Source organism: Serratia sp. TSO36 (assembly GCF_057808395.1).
In genome coordinates this window covers 27,954-43,755 of the sequence record NZ_JBJZOU010000012.1, presented here as the reverse complement: position 1 = coordinate 43,755, position 15,802 = coordinate 27,954, and the positions used below count along the sequence as shown (strand labels likewise).

The following is a 15,802-nucleotide window of genomic DNA, read 5'->3' as shown; positions in this document are numbered from 1 at the left end:
AACCTGCGGATGGGACACTGGCACTCAGTCCCCTCGCCCGCAGGTGTTAAATGGATGAATTGACGCACATTATCGCCAAATACAGTCCGGAGCCGGAGATGTTGCTGCTGCTGATTTTCCTGTTTGCGCTGGGTAAATCCGTGATCTTCGTTTCCTCCATCCTGCCGCCCGCTTCGGTCACGCTGCTGATGGGCATCGTTGCGGGCAAGCACGCGCTGCCCCTCGGCGCCGTTTGGGCGGCCATCGCCCTCGGCGCCGCGCTGGGATCGATCTTGTCGTTCCACTGTGGCGCGCTGCTATGCCGCCGCGATCTTGGCCGCCGGCTGCCGGCACGCTTTCACGCGCCGCTGCGCAAAGCCCAGCGCGCCTTGCAAAAGAGAGGGCTACCGCTGCTGTTCGCCTCGCGTTTTTTGGCGGTGATGCGCTATACCGTACCGCTGATGGCCGGCATGCTGAAACTGCCGCTGGGGCGCGTCTATGCCACCGCCGCGCTCTCGGCTACCGCCTGGGCGCTGATCTTGATGTCGGCTGCGCATATATTCCCCGTACCTTGACCTGAAAGATTCTTGGGCAAATGTTCGGCCCATGCGCCGACGTTGCGCCAGCGCACAGCCTCTCTTGCCGTATAAACTGCGGTGCAACATCGCAGTTTGCGCCAGATCACCTTTCTGAACATCAGTCGAAAAATGCGAATTTTTTTGCAGAATGCGCGCTTAAAACGGCGCAATGAGGAAACAAACAGAGAAAAGTCCGAGCGTAACACGCTGATTTGGTTGGCGGGTCGTACAGAGTTCGAACCTGTGACCCATTGATTAAAAGTCAACGGCTCTAGCGACTGATCGAACAACTCAACGCGCTAAACTGTCTTACTCGCCGGCGCCGCTGTCGAACGCTTACACCCATTACTTTTTCTCATGCGAATTTTACAACCCTTTGTTTAATCAACGAGATAAGCCGCATAAGGTCTGTTAATCCCACGTTTTGAAGAGTAATCTTCCGCTCCCTGAACGTCCGATTTGCCTCCTCCGTGTAAAGATTGATCGACTTTTATCCCGCGTATAAATGTTGTAAACATGTTGCACAAAGGTGGCGTTATTGCACTACCTTACTAAAGCCGGACCAACCGGATAAATGTATAAAAAAGAGCCACTTCAGAGCTCGCGACTTCACTAATGACAGGTAAAACAGGACATCATCAGATGGTAGATCACTCTAAAATAGCGACTGACGCGACGCCCGCTTCAGAAGATCATCTACGGCGAAACCTCACTAACCGACATATTCAACTGATCGCCATCGGCGGCGCCATCGGCACCGGTCTGTTTATGGGCTCCGGTAAAACCATCAGTCTGGCCGGCCCTTCGATCATCTTCGTGTACATGATCATCGGCTTTATGCTGTTCTTCGTGATGCGCGCCATGGGCGAGCTACTGCTGTCCAACCTGGAATACAAATCGTTCAGCGATTTCGCCGCGGACCTGCTCGGCCCGTGGGCCGGTTTCTTCACCGGCTGGACCTACTGGTTCTGCTGGGTGGTCACCGGCATCGCCGACGTCGTGGCGATCACCGCCTACGCCCAGTTCTGGTTCCCCGAGCTGTCGCAGTGGATCGCTTCGTTGCTGTGCGTGCTGTTGCTGCTCGGCCTTAACCTGGCGACGGTGAAAATGTTCGGTGAAATGGAGTTCTGGTTTGCGATGATCAAAATCGTCGCCATTGTCGGGCTGATCGTCGCCGGGTTGGTGATGATCGCCATGCAGTTCCAATCGCCGACCGGCACCGTGGCCTCATTCACCCATTTGTGGAATGACGGCGGCATGTTCCCGAAAGGCATCAGCGGCTTCTTCGCCGGCTTCCAGATTGCGGTATTCGCCTTCGTCGGCATTGAGCTGGTGGGCACCACCGCCGCGGAAACCAAGGATCCGGAGAAATCGCTGCCGCGCGCCATCAACTCGATTCCGATCCGCATCATCATGTTCTACGTGTTCGCCCTGATCGTCATCATGTCGGTGACGCCGTGGAGCTCCGTGGTGCCGGACAAGAGCCCGTTTGTTGAGCTGTTCGTGCTGATCGGCCTGCCGGCTGCGGCCAGCGTGATCAACTTTGTGGTGCTGACCTCAGCCGCCTCTTCCGCCAACAGCGGCGTATTCTCCACCAGCCGCATGCTGTTCGGGCTGGCGCAGGAAGGCGACGCGCCGAAATCGTTCGCCAACCTGTCCAAGCGCGCGGTGCCGGCCAACGGCCTCACCTTCTCCTGCATCTGCCTGCTGGGCGGCGTGGTGCTGATTTACCTGATCCCGAACGTGATGACGGTCTTCACCCTGGTGACCACCGTATCGGCGATTCTGTTCATGTTCGTCTGGACCATCATCCTGTGCTCGTACCTGGTCTACCGTAAACAGCGCCCGGCGCTGCACCAGAAATCGATCTACAAGATGCCGGCCGGCAAACTGATGTGCTGGGTGTGCATGGCGTTCTTCGTGTTCGTGCTGGTGCTGCTGTCGCTGCGCGAAGACACCCGCCAGGCGCTGATCGTCACCCCGCTGTGGTTCATCGTGCTCGGCCTGTCTTACGTGTTCCTGCGCAAGAAGAAAACCGCGTGATGCAAAAGGGGCGGATATCTCCGCCCCTTCCTGCTTTCTATGTCTCTGCGCTAATCCGCTTCCGTCGCCACCGCCGCTTTATCCCTGCGCCGCACGCGCAGCTCGCTGACCACCACCCCGATTACAATCAACGCGCCCCCCAATAACGCCACGCCCGGTAAACGCTCGCCGGCCAACCGCCCGACGATGCCCGCCCAGACCGGTTCGCCGGCGTAAATCACCGTGGCGCGTGTCGGCGAAACGCTGCGCTGCGCCCAGTTCATGGTCAGCTGAATCAAGGCGCTGGCCAGCCCCAGCCCAATAGCGCTGTACAGCAGGTAATCCGAATACGGCGGCGGCGACTCGCCGGTCGGCGCCATCATCAAAAAGGAGGCCAGCGAGGCGGTCGCCAGCTGCACAATGGTCACTCGGCGGATATTGACCTTGCCGGCGAAGGCGCCGATCAGAATGATCTCTGCCGCCATGCCCAGGGTGCCGGCCAGCGTCAGAATTTCACCGAGGCTCAGCGTCATGTCGGTGCTGCTCGGCGCCGCCAGCAGCATCAGGCCGGTGAAGGCCAGCAGAATGCCGATCCACGACATGATGCCGGGGAAGCGCCCCAGCACCAACCATTGCAACAGAGGCACGATCGGCACGTACATGGCGGTGATAAACGCCGATTGGCTGCTGGTGATGGTCTGCAGGCCGACGGTTTGCATGCTGTAACCGAACATGATCGCCAGCCCGATCAGCATGCCCGCCTTCAGTTCATACCGGGTCAGGCCGCGCAGCACGCGCAGCGAAAACAGCGTCAGCGCCAGCGTGGCGGTGGCGAAACGCAGGCCGACGAAAAAGAACGGCCCGCTGACCTGCATCGCGTGATGCACCGCCAAAAAGGTGCCGCCCCAGATCATGGTGATGAAAATCAACACCGCTTCCGGCAAGCGAATTTGCGGAACCACGGCGGAAATAAAGGATTTTTTTGCTGCTGACACCGGCTTGCCCTTCCTGCTGAGTGCAATATAATGCACAGATCCTGCCAGTATGAGATAAAGTCCGGCGATGAGCAATACGGCGCATAACGCAAAAACCGATCCCCCCAAGGTGCTGCAATACCTGAGCAGCAATCTGCGCGGCTACCGCCAACGGGCGGGCCTGAGCCAGATGGCGCTGGCCGAGCTTTCCGGCGTCAGCCGCCGCATGCTGGCGGGCATCGAGGCCGGCGATCGCAACGTCAGCCTGGCGGTGCTCGACAAGATCGCCGCCGCCCTGGCGATTTCTTTCACCGATCTGATCCAGGCGCCGGAAGCGCGCGGCAGCCATCTGGTGGGCGAGTTGGCCTGGCAAGGCGCGCAGCCGGGCAGCCAGGCGCTGTTCGCTGCCAGCGTGCCGGCGCGGCAACGGGCCGAGCTGTGGGAATGGACGCTGATGCCGGGCGAGCGCTATGACTCTGCCCCGGACGCCGAAGGCTGGAGCGAAATGATCTACGTGATTGCCGGTACCCTGACGCTGGAGCTGGAACAAGGCACGCTGACGCTCAGCGCCGGCGCCGCACAAACCTTCAACAGCGATCAACGCTACGCTTACGCCAACCACGGCAAGCTCCCCCTGCGCTTTATCCGCAACGTCGCCTTCTGACTGCCCGCCGGCCCGCGCCGGCACGCTGGCAGGAACAGCGGCTGGCCCACAAGCTGCGGCGCTTGCCCTGAATCCGCCATCCGACAAAACCAAGTTCGCCATTCGCTTCTATGCTTATCAAGGGTTTTTGTTAATCATCTGAGCGGGAGTACGGAACATGACGAAAGTGTTGGTGCTTTATTACTCAATGTACGGCCATATCGAAAGCCTGGCGCAGGCGGTGGCCGAAGGCGCGAATCGGGTTAACGGCGTGGACGTGACGATTAAACGCGTGCCGGAAACCATGACGCCGGAGGCCTTCGCCAAAGCCGGGGGCAAACAACATCAACAGGCGCCGGTCGCCACCCCGCAAGAGTTGGCGGACTATGACGGCATTATCTTCGGCACGCCGACCCGCTTCGGCAATATGGCCGGGCAGATGCGCACCTTCCTCGATCAGACCGGCGGTCTGTGGGCTTCCGGCGCGCTGTACGGCAAGGTAGGCAGCGTCTTCTCCTCCACCGGCACCGGCGGCGGCCAGGAACACACCATCAGTTCCACCTGGACCACGCTGGCGCATCACGGTTTCATCATCGTGCCGATCGGCTATGCGACGCCGGAGCTGTTTGACGTTTCGCAGGTGCGCGGCGGCACCCCGTATGGCGCCACCACCATCGCCGGCGCCGACGGCTCGCGCCAGCCGAGCAACGAAGAGCTGACCATTGCCCGCTATCAGGGCGAGCACGTGGCAAAAATCACCGCCAAGCTGAAAAGTTAAGCCCCCTCCTGCGCCTGTGATTCAAAGGGCCGCGCATTCGCACGGCCCCATCTTGTTGCCGACCCGCCGCAAGGTTAGAATGCCCCTCCCCCGGCCATTCAGCGTCTGAAGGCCAGGCCCGAATTCGTTCTGCCCGTCGCTCATCCGCTTTCAGCCCGAGGACGGGCGTTCTGTTTTTTGCGCACAGCGAAGGGAATAAGTCAGTGTCTAAAGATTTTGATGAACTAATAAGAGACATGGATCTTATTATTGAAAATGTAGACAGCTTCAAGGCTCTGGCTCCGCGCGCGCCCGAGCCGGCTCCGGCCCCGCCGCCGCCGGTTCATCACTACGACTCGTTCTGCGAGAACATCGCGCTGAAAGTGGTCTTGAAGGTGCTGCTGTCTTCGGTGGACAAAATAGTCAAAGTGCAGATCGCCAACAAGGTCGAGCAGGAGATTACCCAGATCGAACAGCAGGTGGTGCGCGCCGGCGGCGGCCCGGTGTCGCCGGACGATCTGGCGCAGATGACGCACTATGTGCGCCGTACGGTCAACGACCTGCTGGAATAACGCCCCCGCCATACTTATTAGGCGATATGAATTTTTACGTTATTTTTATATCGCCTGCTTTATGCTTGATACACTTCAATAAATTGACGCATTGTCGGCAGGCATTCCGAGCAACAGTATGGTCAGAACCAAACAGATCCTGGTCGTTATTCATCTTTGCAGCTTTTTGGTCCTTCTTTACAGCCTTTCAATGATCCCGCCCCTGCTGATGGGGCTGTTGTATAAAGAAAAAAGCGCCTTCTCATTTTTCTATACCCTGGTGGTGGCCGCCACGCTCGGCGGATTGGGCTGGTTCAGCACCCGGCAGTCGAAAGTGCAGCTGCGCACCCAGGACGGTTTTCTGATCATCGTGATGTTTTGGCTGCTGTTTTCCGCGATCAGCGCCCTGCCGCTGTGGTTGGATGACACGCTGAACGTCCGGCTGGTCGACGCGATGTTTGAGGGGGTCTCCGGCATCACCACCACCGGCGCCTCGGTGCTGAATGACGTCTCGAACGTGCCCAAATCGTTCCTCTATTACCGTTCCCAGCTCAATTTTATCGGCGGCCTCGGGGTTATCGTGTTGGCCGTGGCCGTGCTGCCGCTGCTGGGCATCGGCGGCGCCAAACTTTACCAGTCGGAAATGCCCGGCCCGTTCAAGGAGGAACGCCTGACGCCACGCCTGGCCGATACCTCGAAAAACCTGTGGTTGATCTACCTTGGGCTGGGGTTGGCCTGTACCGTCGCCTTTCGTCTGGCGGGCATGCCGTGGTTCGATGCGCTGTGCCACGGCATTTCCACCGTGTCGCTCGGCGGATTTTCCACTCGCAACGAAAGCCTGGGGTACTATGACAGTTCGGCGGTGGAAATGGTCGGCGGCATTTTCTCTATTCTGGCGGCGGTGAACTTCACGCTCTATTTCATTGCCGTCGGCCGTCGCAGCCTGAAACCGCTGTACCGCAGCCCCGAGCTGCGCTTTTTCCTGTTGATTCTGGCCATCGTCGTGGCGATCGTGTGTATCGAGCTGTACCGCTCGGGCATGTACGGCGTCAAAGACGCCTTCGTGCACGGCTTTTTCCTCACCAGTTCGATGATGACCGACAACGGCCTGGCCATCGCCGATTACACCCGGATCCCGTCCCACACCATCATGCTGCTGCTGGCGGCGAGTTTCTTCGGCGGCTGCGTCGGCTCCACCTGCGGCGGCATTAAAGCGCTGCGCTTTCTGATCATGTACAAACAAAGCCGGCTCGAGATCAACCAGCTGGTGCATCCCAACGCCATGTACACCATCAAGGTCGGCAATGCGCCGATCCAGGATCGGACGCTGCGCTCCGTCTGGAGCTTCTTCTTCCTTTACGTACTGTTCACCTGTCTGTTTATCTGGCTGCTGAACTTGATGGGCTATGATCTGGTCACCGCTTTCGCCACCGTCGCCGCCTGCATCAACAATATGGGGCTGGGGTACGGAGAAACCGCCGCCGGTTTCGGCACGCTGAACGACGCGGCGAAATGGCTGATGTGCGCCGCCATGCTGCTCGGCCGCCTCGAGATCTATCCGATGTTGATCCTCTGTTCACGCGCGTTTTGGCGTTTTTGATAGTCCGAACGGCGTACAGGGCGCCGTTCCGCTCTGCCAACGCTGATACATTCACAACATGAATGTGTTGCATTGTTGTATTCGTTTCACTGCGATAAGTTTAATTCACTGTAAATATATACAGTGTTTTTTTGACTTATTGAGGATATGAATATGCGTTTTAACAACAAGATGTTGGCCCTGGCCGCCCTGCTGTTCGCCGCGCAGGCGTCGGCCGACACGCTCGAATCCATCGACAACTGCGCGGTCGGCTGCCCGACCGGCGGCAGCAGCAACGTATCGATCGTGCGTCACGCTTATACGTTGAACAACAACAGCACCACCAAGTTCGCCAACTGGGTGGCCTATCACATCACCAAAGACACGCCGGCCAGCGGCAAGACGCGCAACTGGAAAACCGATCCGGCGCTCAACCCGGCGGACACTTTGGCGCCCGCCGATTACACCGGCGCCAATGCGGCGTTGAAGGTCGATCGCGGTCATCAGGCGCCGCTGGCCTCGCTGGCGGGCGTTTCCGACTGGGAGTCGCTGAACTACCTGTCCAACATCACGCCGCAAAAGTCCGATCTGAACCAGGGCGCCTGGGCGCGGCTGGAAGATCAGGAACGCAAGCTGATCGATCGCGCCGATATCTCCTCGGTCTATACCGTGACCGGGCCGCTGTATGAGCGCGATATGGGCAAACTGCCGGGCACCCAGAAAGCGCACACCATCCCCAGCGCCTACTGGAAAGTGATTTTCATCAACAACAGCCCGGCGGTGAACCACTATGCCGCTTTCCTGTTCGATCAGAATACGCCGAAGGGCGCCGATTTTTGCCAATTCCGCGTGACGGTGGACGAGATCGAGAAACGCACCGGTCTGATCATCTGGGCCGGTCTGCCGGACGACGTGCAGGCCTCGCTGAAGAGCAAGCCCGGCGTCCTGCCGGAATTGATGGGCTGCAAAAACTGACGAAAAAACCCGCCGCGGCGGGTTTATTTTTCATACGGGCGCCGGCGGTTTATTCCGCCAGCGCCTTTTGCGCCGCGGCCAGTTCACGCTGCCGGGGCGACGCCACCGCGTGATCGCGCGCCAGCAGCGTATACACCGTCGGCAACACAAACAGGGTGAACAGCGTGCCCACCAGCATGCCGGATACGATCACCAGCCCCAGGCCGAAGCGGCTGGCGGCGCCGGCGCCGCTGGCGAACAGCAGCGGAATCAAGCCGAACACCATCGCCCCGGTGGTCATCAACACCGGCCGCAGGCGAATTTGCGCCGCCTGCAAAATCGCGGCGCGCCGCGTCAGCCCCTGATGCATCTGCAACTCGTTGGCGAACTCCACCATCAAAATGCCGTGCTTGCTGATCAGCCCGATCAGGGTCACCAGCCCGACCTGGGTATAGATGTTCATCGTGGCGTAGCCCAGCGCCAGCGGCAGCAAGGCGCCGCAGATCGACAGCGGCACGGTGATGAGGATGATCAGCGGATCTTTCAGGCTCTCGTACTGCGCCGCCAGCACCAGATAGATGATCACCAACGCCGCCAGGAACGCGAATGCCAGCGCGCTGCCTTCCTGGGTATATTGGCGCGAATCCCCCTGCCAGTCGTGGCTAAACTCGGCCGGCAGCGCATTGGCCTGCCGTTCGAGGAAGGCCACCGCTTCGCCCATCGAAACGCCGGGCGCGGGAATGGCCTGCAGGGTGGCGGCGTTCTGCTGGTTGAACTGGATCAGCTTGTTCGGCTCGACCTTAACGTCCACCGACACCACGGTGGAGAGCGGCACCAGCGTATTGTCCTGCGTGCGGACGTACTGTCGCGCCAGCGCCTGCGGCGTCAGCCGCTGTTCGCGCAGGCTCTGCGGGATCACGTCATAGGCGCGGCCGTCCATGCCGAAGCGGTTGAGGTAGTTTTCCCCCACCAACACCGCCAGCGATTCGCCGATGTCGCTCATGCGGATCCCCAGACTGTTGGCCTTGGCGCGATCGATATGCACCTCCGCCAGCGGGTTGTTGTAGTCCAGATCGCTGTCCACCACCATAAACAGGCCGCTGTTTCTGGCGTTCTGCTTCACCTCTTCCAGGGTGCGATACAGCTGCGGGTAGTCCTGCGGCGTGCGCAGCACCATCTGCACCGGCAGCCCGCCGGTGGAGCCCGGTAAAGCGGGCAGCTGGAAGGCGAAAATGCTGGTGCCTTCGACGTCGTTCACCGCCCGCTGCAGATCGGCCTGCACCGCCGACGCCGAGCGCTGGCGCGCCTGCCACAGCGTCAGGTTGATGCCGCCGATGCCGGACGCCGTGCCGTCGCTGCCGTTGATGATCCAGCGGCTTTCGGTTTCCGGCATGCGGTTGTAAACCTCGTCCAGCTTGTAGGCAAAGCGTTCGACATAGTTCAGGTTGGCGTGCTGCGGCGCCTTGATGGCGGTCAGTACGATGGCCTGATCCTCGGTCGGCGCCAGCTCGCGCTGCGGCATCAGGTACAATAGCGGCAGGCTGATCATCACCAGCAACGCCAGCGCGCCGGTCAACCAACGGTGGCGCAGCGAAAAATCCAGCGCGCGCGCATAGCGCCGCGTCAGACCGCCGAAGAACCACTCGGCGGCGTGCGCCACGCGCCCTTCGCTCTGTTTGGCCGGCAGCAGGAGCGAGCTCATCACCGGCGACAGCGTCAGCGCCACCACGCCGGACACCACTACCGCCCCGGCCAGCGTCAACGCAAACTCGCGAAACAGCGCGCCGGTCAGCCCGCCCATCAGGCCGATCGGCGCATAGACCGCCGCCAGCGTCAGGGTCATGGCGATCACCGGCCCCGCCACCTCGCGCGCGCCGATCATCGCCGCCGCCAGCGGCGTTTTCCCCTCTTCGATATGACGATGCACGTTCTCCACCACCACGATGGCGTCGTCCACCACCAGGCCGATCGCCAGGACCATCGCCAACAACGTCAGCAAATTGACGCTGAAGCCGAAGGCCAACATCAGCCCGGCAGCGCCAAGGATCGACAGCGGAATGGTCACCACCGGGATCAACACGGTGCGCAGCGACCCCAGACACAGGTAGATCACCGCCACCACGATCACCAGCGCTTCGAGCAGGGTATGCACCACTTCATCGATCGAGGCCTGAATAAAGCGCGCGGTTTCGAACGCCAGCGCCATCTTCACGCCCGGCGGCTGCATCTTGTCGATCGCCGGCATCAGGTGGCGAATGCCGTCGACGATCACCAGCGGGTTGCCGGTCGGCGTAGGGAAGACGCCGAGGAACACCGCCGGTTCGCCATCCATCAGGGCGCTGGTTTCCGTGGCCGCGGCGCCCAGCTCCACAGTGCCGACGTCTTTTAAACGCACCAGGCCATTGCCGTCGTTGCGCACCACCAGATTGCGAAATTCCTCAACGCTGGTGAGATCGGTATTCACCCGCACGTTGGCAACCACATACTGCCCTTTCACCTTGCCCGGCGCCGCCTGGTAGTTGTTGCGCCGCACCGCGTCGGCCACGTCGGCGGCGGTCAGGCCGCGGCCGGCCAGCCGATCGCTGTCCAGCCACAGGCGCATCGCCATTTTTTGCCCGCCGAACACTTCCACCTTGGCGACGCCGTCGATGGTGGTGAACATCGGCTCCACCACCCGCGTCAGGTATTCGCTCAGCGCCGGCGTGGACAGCGTTTTACTGGAAAAGCCGACATAGGCCACGGCGGTGGCCTCACCGGCGGAACGTTCAATCACCGGATCGTAAGCCTGCTCCGGCAGCTTGTAGCGCACCTGATTGACCTTGGCCATCACTTCGGTCAGCGCCTGGGTCGAATCGCGGTTCAGCGCCATGCGCACCGTCACCACGCTGCGCCCCTGCACCGAAGAGGAAGAAAGGTAGTCAACGCCCTCAACGGAGGATACCGCCTGGGCGATCGGCTGCGTGACAAAGCCCTGCATCAGCTCGGACGACGCGCCGGGATATTCAGTGCTGATGGTGATGGTCGAGTTTTCCAGCAGCGGGTATTGGCGAATCGGCAACTTGCTGAGCGCCAGCGCGCCGAACAGCAGGATCAGGGTGCTGACCACCAGCGCCAGCACCGGCCGGCGCACGAACAGATCGGTAAATGTCATCGGTCTCTCCTCAGGAACCGGCCTGGGCGGCGTTCAGGGTATCCTGCGCCACCGGCTCGGCCGCCATGCCGTCGCTCAGCTTGAGCTGGCCCGAAGTCACCACCCGATCGCCTTCCTGCAGGCCATTGACGATCTCGACGCGCCCGTCGTTGCGCTCACCCACGGTGACCGAAACGCGCTTGACCGTCATGCCCTTTTCACCCTGCTGGGCCAGAAACACGGTATCGCCGTACGCCGTATAGGTCAGCGCCGTTTCCGGCACCGTCAGCACCGCCACGCGCTGCTGCTGCGTGACGCGAATGCCGGCGTACATGCCGGCCTTCAGCAATCCCTCACGGTTGGTCAACGTCGCCTGCACCTGCACGGTGCGGGATTTGCCGATCATCGGGTCGATAGCGGTAATGACGGCGGGGAAAGCGCGATCGGGATACGCCCCAACCTGCACCGACACCGCCTGGCCTGGCGCCAACCCGGCGCTGCTTTGTTCGTCCAGCGAAAAGTTGACGCGCAGCGTATCGGCGTCCACCAGGTTCGCCACCGCCTCGGCGGCGTTAAGATATTGCCCTTCATGCACGCGGCGAATGCCGATGACGCCGGAAAACGGCGCGCGGATCGCCTTCTGCGCAATTTTGGCCTGCGTTTCCCGCACCGCGCCAAGCGCCATATCCCGCTCGGCCAGCGCATCGTCCAACTGTTGCCGCGCAGTGGCGTTGAGGTTCATCAGTTTTCGCATGCGCCCCAGCAGCAGATCGGCGTTGCGCAATTGCGCCTGCAGACGCACCAGCTCAGCCTGTTCGACCGCATCGTTGAGCTGCACCAGCAACTGCCCCTGCCGCACCGTTTGGCCGGATTCAAACAGGATGCGCGTGATGCGGCCGCTGGTTTCCGCCGCCACCTCCACCTGGCTGGCCGCCTCCAGCTCGCCCACGCCGGCGTAGCTGCGCGCCGCCTGTTCACGCAGTGCGGGCGCCAGCGCCACTTTCACCGGCGGATAGGCCGGTGCGCCTTCGCTTTGACGCGCGGTGGAACGCATCGCTACCGCAGCGACGACGAGTACCGCCAGCAGCGCCGCAATAATGAGATATCGTTTCATCATGCAGCCTCACGCGTGTTGGCCAGACGTTGACGCAAACGGCTGGCGATGGCCGTCACCCACAGCCCGCCGATCACCGTGATGTGTTCCAGCGCGAAGTAGAGAGAAATCTGCATATTGGGAGCGGACATATTCCAGAAGGTGTGGACGATCGCGATAGTCAGGATCAGAAACACCGACAGCATGCCGGCGCCCAGCCACACCCACCGGTTCAGCAGGATCAATACCGAACCTGTCAGCAGCACCGCCGCCGACGCCAGGTTGAACAGCCAGGCCGGATGCAAACCGGCGGCGCGCATCTCCGCCAGGCTCCCTTCGATGTCGAACAGCTTGGCGAGCCCCGACGAGATAAAAATCACCATCAAGCACAGACGTGCTAGCAGCCAAAGCCAATAACTGTCCAGAGCGGTGTTGATAAAGCGTTGCATAACGGTTTCTTCCTGATTTTACAGCCAAAGCCATCCTTCTCCCCAATAAGACGGGGGCAGGTCTCGAGAGATGCCGGTTGCCAAGCCCGGCAGGCTGAACTATAAAACCTCAGGTTAACTTGAGGTCAAGTTGAGGAAGATAAAATGGCAAGAAATGAACCGATTGACGCCAATCGGCTATTGACCGTCGGGGAAGTGGCGAAACGCAGCGGCGTGGCGATATCCGCGCTGCACTTCTACGAGAGTAAAGGGCTGATTCAGGCGACGCGCAACGCCGGCAATCAGCGGCGTTATCCGTCGGTGGTATTGCGCTATATCGCGGTGATCAAGATCGCACAGCGCGCGGGCATTCCGCTGGAAGAGATCCGCGCCGCGCTGAGCCGTTTCCCCATCGGCAGCAAGCTGACCTCAGAACAATGGGGAGTGCTGTCCTCCGCCTGGCGCAAAACGCTGGATGAGCGTATTCAACGGCTGACGGTGCTGCGCGACCATCTCGATAGCTGCATCGGCTGCGGCTGCCTGTCGCTCGCCGACTGCCCGCTGCGCAACCCGAACGATATATTGGGCCGGCAAGGAGCCGGCGCGCATATTTTCGAACACCCGGATGGGCAGTGACAGGCGGCTAGGCAACCGGCATCATCGAGAGGCGGCGATTGGCTTCGGCGAATACCGCGACGCTGTGATCGATAAACGCCCGCACCGGCGGCAACAGGCCTTTGCCGCTGGTGAACACCAGATGCACAATGCTGCTCGGCGCACGCCACTGTGGCAGCAGACGCAGCAGTTGACCCGTTCGCAATTCGTTGGCACACAAATGGATCGGCAAAAACGCGACGCCCATCCCGGCAATCGCCGCACTATGCAACGTGCTGTAATCCCCGCAACACAGCCGGGGGACGTGTACGAAAGTACGTTGATTGCCTGCAATATCCTCGAATTCCCATCGATCGCGATCCAGCCACTCCCCCATCGACAACGTCGGCAAGCTGGCCAGCTGTTCGAACGACTGCGGCAAGCCGCCGGCTTTCTCCACCAGCTGCGCGCCGGCGACCAAAATACGTTGCCGTACGCCAAGATCGCGTTTAATCAATGATTGATCCTGGTCGAAATGACTCGTAATGCGAAACGCCACATCGATCTTTTCGTTGATCAGATCCACATGGCGCTCATGGATCAACAGTTGTACGCGCACGTCCGGGTAACGCGCCATAAACCCCAACAGCAGATGGGAATTATAATACTGCATCAAACCGGGCGGCGAACTGATGCGCAGGCAGCCGCTCACTTCGTCGCGCGCACGGGCGACAATGGCATCGGTCGCCTCCAACCGCTCGATAATCGCCTCACACTGACGATACACATCGCGGCCAATATCCGTGACGCGGAAACTGCGCGTCGAACGTTCGATTAACCGCGCACCGTAACTCGCCTCCAGACGAGCCACGCGTTTGCTGAGTTTGGATTTGGCTTCGCCGCTCGCCCGCTCGGCTGCGGCGAAACCACCATGTCGCACCACCAAAGCAAACAGTTGAAGATCGTTCAAATCCTGCATGCCCCCTCCTTATCGTTTCCAGTTTGGAAACGATGCATTACGCTTTCAGGCACTACCGCGCCGGCACCTCGCTGCTTATCCTTTAGCATAACGAAACAAAAAGATTCAACCATAGCAAAGAACAAGCGTATTGCGCTTGGGGAGAACATCATGAAGAACGTCATGTTGAAAACGATGCTGCTAGGGGCTTTTGTCTTTTCAGGCGCAACAGTCGCGGCAACGCAAATCAATAGTCAACAGGCGGACGCCCTGACGCCGCGCCAGGTGATTACCGTTAGCGGTGCCGCGAATCTGAGCGATGCGGAAAAGATGTTGGCGGACAAAACCGCCAAGGCTGGCGCCCGTTACTACAAAATCATCGCGATCGTAGGCAATAACAAGCTGCACGCCAGCGCGATGACTTATCAATAACCAACCCCGGCAGCGGCGGCTGCCGGTTTTTTTGCACCCGCCCATTCATCAGGGATAAATAATGTTCAGCGTGGCCGAGGTGTTGATTTCACCCTGCGTCACGCCATCGCGCTGATAAGGGTAATAATAAGCGCCCATGCCGATGATAAAGTGACTGTTCAGGCTGCCGCCGGCAGCGACGTGAAACAATGAGGTGGCGCTGCCGCGATCGACATTGGAGGGCGACAGTACCACCGGCGAGCTCGGCATATCGCGTTTGACCAGGCGCAGCCCCACCCCTTGCGCGCCGCCCGCGTTGGCATTGGTCAGCACGCTGGCGTCGGAGGCCAGCAGGTTATTGCTGGACAGGAACATCTCGACGGCGCGATCGGCGATGCCTTCCTGCTGCATGTTCTGGCAGCTGATGTTCAGCGAGAACGGCGTGTAGCCGGGTTGGTTGTTATTCAGCACCTGCGCCACGCCCATTTTCGGCAATCTGACCGTCAGGCCGGCGTTGTCGAAACGGCAGGTGGTGGTTTTGGGCGCGTATTTGATGTTCATCGGCTGGCCGTACATATCGCGTTCGTCATAAGGCCAGTTGCCGGTCAGGAGCCAACTGAGTATTTTCCCGACTTGCTGCAACAGCCAAATCGGCAATTCCCATATCTTTATGCCGGTAATGTCCGAGACCATCAGCGCGTCATCCAGCATCAGCGTATCCCCCGGCACCACACGGCCATTTTTGGGCTTCGATTCTAATGAGTAGCGCACGGTCATCGGCGTATTTAACTCGGCGGCGGAATGTTCGCCGCGCTTTGACAGTTCACGATCGCCAATCTTATTGACGATTTGCGCGCGTATCCACTGCGTGCCGTTGTTAAAACCAAAAATAGCCGCATTCTTATTATCGGGCGACAGCTTGAGCGTATAGGTAAATTTGCTCTTTGAAGAACTGCAGTCGAAAGTGCCGACATATTGGGTGCTGTATTGCTCCTCCCACACCGGGGTGTTGGCATTCAGCTTATCGGAGAGATCGACATTCAAAGCCGGTGCAAATGAGATCCCTTTGCCAAAACAGGTGGCATAGCTATAGCCGCTGAACAGCCCGGACAGCAGCAGCAAAAAAATCAGCCTGATCATAGGTTCGGTTA

The 15,802-nt window shown here is 60.1% G+C and carries 15 protein-coding genes and 1 tRNA gene; 9 read left to right on the top strand and 7 right to left on the bottom strand.

The genetic code is table 11. The features are described from left to right. Positions 1–50: 50 nt before the first annotated feature. Positions 51–554 (top strand): DedA family protein, encoded by a 504-nt coding sequence (locus ACK3CV_RS09485; RefSeq protein ID WP_164140803.1) that lies wholly within the window; start codon positions 51–53, stop codon positions 552–554. Positions 555–774: 220 nt separating this feature from the next. Here ACK3CV_RS09485 and ACK3CV_RS09480 read toward each other — a convergent pair. Next, positions 775–850: transfer RNA gene (locus ACK3CV_RS09480), tRNA-Lys, on the bottom strand. Positions 851–1,199: 349 nt separating this feature from the next. Here ACK3CV_RS09480 and cycA point away from each other — a divergent pair. Continuing rightward, entirely contained in the window at positions 1,200–2,600 is a 1,401-nt protein-coding gene (gene cycA / locus ACK3CV_RS09475; protein WP_033637927.1) for a D-serine/D-alanine/glycine transporter, read from the top strand. Between the two features lie 50 nt (positions 2,601–2,650). Here the strand turns inward: cycA and ACK3CV_RS09470 are convergent, their stop codons facing one another. Then, positions 2,651–3,574 (bottom strand): DMT family transporter, encoded by a 924-nt coding sequence (locus ACK3CV_RS09470; protein WP_033654203.1) that lies wholly within the window; start codon positions 3,572–3,574, stop codon positions 2,651–2,653. Positions 3,575–3,641: 67 nt separating this feature from the next. Between ACK3CV_RS09470 and ACK3CV_RS09465 the strand changes: the two genes are divergently transcribed. The 5 genes from ACK3CV_RS09465 (at position 3,642) to ACK3CV_RS09445 (ending at position 8,058) form a co-directional block, all read left to right on the top strand. After that, positions 3,642–4,217 (top strand): helix-turn-helix domain-containing protein, encoded by a 576-nt coding sequence (locus ACK3CV_RS09465; protein ID WP_164140801.1) that lies wholly within the window; start codon positions 3,642–3,644, stop codon positions 4,215–4,217. A 157-nt stretch (positions 4,218–4,374) separates the two neighbouring features. After that, positions 4,375–4,974, top strand: a complete 600-nt coding sequence (gene wrbA / locus ACK3CV_RS09460) for an NAD(P)H:quinone oxidoreductase (protein WP_033637924.1) — start codon at positions 4,375–4,377, stop codon at positions 4,972–4,974. Positions 4,975–5,210: 236 nt separating this feature from the next. Next, a complete protein-coding gene (locus tag ACK3CV_RS09455; RefSeq protein ID WP_033637923.1) occupies positions 5,211–5,525 on the top strand; it encodes a hypothetical protein in 315 nt (104 codons plus the stop codon). Between the two features lie 118 nt (positions 5,526–5,643). Continuing rightward, positions 5,644–7,104, top strand: a complete 1,461-nt coding sequence (locus ACK3CV_RS09450) for a TrkH family potassium uptake protein (RefSeq protein WP_033654205.1) — start codon at positions 5,644–5,646, stop codon at positions 7,102–7,104. Between the two features lie 153 nt (positions 7,105–7,257). Then, positions 7,258–8,058: a DNA/RNA non-specific endonuclease gene (locus ACK3CV_RS09445; RefSeq protein WP_015377376.1), complete on the top strand. Its 801-nt coding sequence runs from the start codon at positions 7,258–7,260 to the stop codon at positions 8,056–8,058. A 49-nt stretch (positions 8,059–8,107) separates the two neighbouring features. Here the strand turns inward: ACK3CV_RS09445 and ACK3CV_RS09440 are convergent, their stop codons facing one another. The 3 genes from ACK3CV_RS09440 to ACK3CV_RS09430 are packed head-to-tail and all read right to left on the bottom strand — an operon-like array spanning position 8,108 to position 12,709. Beyond that, positions 8,108–11,188, bottom strand: coding sequence for a MexW/MexI family multidrug efflux RND transporter permease subunit (locus tag ACK3CV_RS09440; protein WP_164140800.1), 3,081 nt, complete (start codon positions 11,186–11,188; stop codon positions 8,108–8,110). A 10-nt stretch (positions 11,189–11,198) separates the two neighbouring features. Further along, a complete protein-coding gene (locus ACK3CV_RS09435; RefSeq protein ID WP_033646555.1) occupies positions 11,199–12,284 on the bottom strand; it encodes an efflux RND transporter periplasmic adaptor subunit in 1,086 nt (361 codons plus the stop codon). After that, complete coding sequence (locus ACK3CV_RS09430) at positions 12,281–12,709, bottom strand: DoxX family protein (protein ID WP_033654208.1); 429 nt, start codon at positions 12,707–12,709, stop codon at positions 12,281–12,283. Before ACK3CV_RS09430 ends, ACK3CV_RS09435 begins: the two co-directional genes overlap by 4 nt. A gap of 144 nt (positions 12,710–12,853) precedes the next feature. Between ACK3CV_RS09430 and soxR the strand changes: the two genes are divergently transcribed. Continuing rightward, positions 12,854–13,324: a redox-sensitive transcriptional activator SoxR gene (gene soxR, locus ACK3CV_RS09425; RefSeq protein ID WP_033637918.1), complete on the top strand. Its 471-nt coding sequence runs from the start codon at positions 12,854–12,856 to the stop codon at positions 13,322–13,324. Positions 13,325–13,331: 7 nt separating this feature from the next. Here soxR and ACK3CV_RS09420 read toward each other — a convergent pair whose 3' ends face one another. Beyond that, on the bottom strand, positions 13,332–14,261 hold the full coding sequence (locus tag ACK3CV_RS09420; protein ID WP_049195819.1) for a LysR substrate-binding domain-containing protein: 930 nt from the start codon (positions 14,259–14,261) through the stop codon (positions 13,332–13,334). Positions 14,262–14,411: 150 nt separating this feature from the next. Between ACK3CV_RS09420 and ACK3CV_RS09415 the strand changes: the two genes are divergently transcribed. Then, positions 14,412–14,672 (top strand): YdgH/BhsA/McbA family protein, encoded by a 261-nt coding sequence (locus ACK3CV_RS09415; protein ID WP_033637916.1) that lies wholly within the window; start codon positions 14,412–14,414, stop codon positions 14,670–14,672. Between the two features lie 48 nt (positions 14,673–14,720). Here ACK3CV_RS09415 and ACK3CV_RS09410 read toward each other — a convergent pair whose 3' ends face one another. Then, on the bottom strand, positions 14,721–15,791 hold the full coding sequence (locus tag ACK3CV_RS09410) for a fimbrial protein (RefSeq protein ID WP_086579586.1): 1,071 nt from the start codon (positions 15,789–15,791) through the stop codon (positions 14,721–14,723). Positions 15,792–15,802: the final 11 nt, after the last annotated feature.

What these genes read in the sequence shown, in the direction of transcription:
- ACK3CV_RS09450 (WP_033654205.1), top strand. Translation starts at nt 5,644, where the DNA reads ATGGTCAGAACCAAACAGATCCTGGTCGTTATTCATCTTTGCAGCTTT.
- ACK3CV_RS09485 (WP_164140803.1), top strand. Translation starts at nt 51, where the DNA reads ATGGATGAATTGACGCACATTATCGCCAAATACAGTCCGGAGCCGGAG.
- ACK3CV_RS09420 (WP_049195819.1), bottom strand. Translation starts at nt 14,261, where the DNA reads ATGCAGGATTTGAACGATCTTCAACTGTTTGCTTTGGTGGTGCGACAT.
- ACK3CV_RS09410 (WP_086579586.1), bottom strand. Translation starts at nt 15,791, where the DNA reads ATGATCAGGCTGATTTTTTTGCTGCTGCTGTCCGGGCTGTTCAGCGGC.
- ACK3CV_RS09430 (WP_033654208.1), bottom strand. Translation starts at nt 12,709, where the DNA reads ATGCAACGCTTTATCAACACCGCTCTGGACAGTTATTGGCTTTGGCTG.
- ACK3CV_RS09455 (WP_033637923.1), top strand. Translation starts at nt 5,211, where the DNA reads ATGGATCTTATTATTGAAAATGTAGACAGCTTCAAGGCTCTGGCTCCG.
- wrbA (WP_033637924.1), top strand. Translation starts at nt 4,375, where the DNA reads ATGACGAAAGTGTTGGTGCTTTATTACTCAATGTACGGCCATATCGAA.
- ACK3CV_RS09435 (WP_033646555.1), bottom strand. Translation starts at nt 12,284, where the DNA reads ATGATGAAACGATATCTCATTATTGCGGCGCTGCTGGCGGTACTCGTC.
- cycA (WP_033637927.1), top strand. Translation starts at nt 1,200, where the DNA reads ATGGTAGATCACTCTAAAATAGCGACTGACGCGACGCCCGCTTCAGAA.
- soxR (WP_033637918.1), top strand. Translation starts at nt 12,854, where the DNA reads ATGGCAAGAAATGAACCGATTGACGCCAATCGGCTATTGACCGTCGGG.
- ACK3CV_RS09465 (WP_164140801.1), top strand. Translation starts at nt 3,642, where the DNA reads ATGAGCAATACGGCGCATAACGCAAAAACCGATCCCCCCAAGGTGCTG.
- ACK3CV_RS09440 (WP_164140800.1), bottom strand. Translation starts at nt 11,188, where the DNA reads ATGACATTTACCGATCTGTTCGTGCGCCGGCCGGTGCTGGCGCTGGTG.
- ACK3CV_RS09415 (WP_033637916.1), top strand. Translation starts at nt 14,412, where the DNA reads ATGAAGAACGTCATGTTGAAAACGATGCTGCTAGGGGCTTTTGTCTTT.
- ACK3CV_RS09445 (WP_015377376.1), top strand. Translation starts at nt 7,258, where the DNA reads ATGCGTTTTAACAACAAGATGTTGGCCCTGGCCGCCCTGCTGTTCGCC.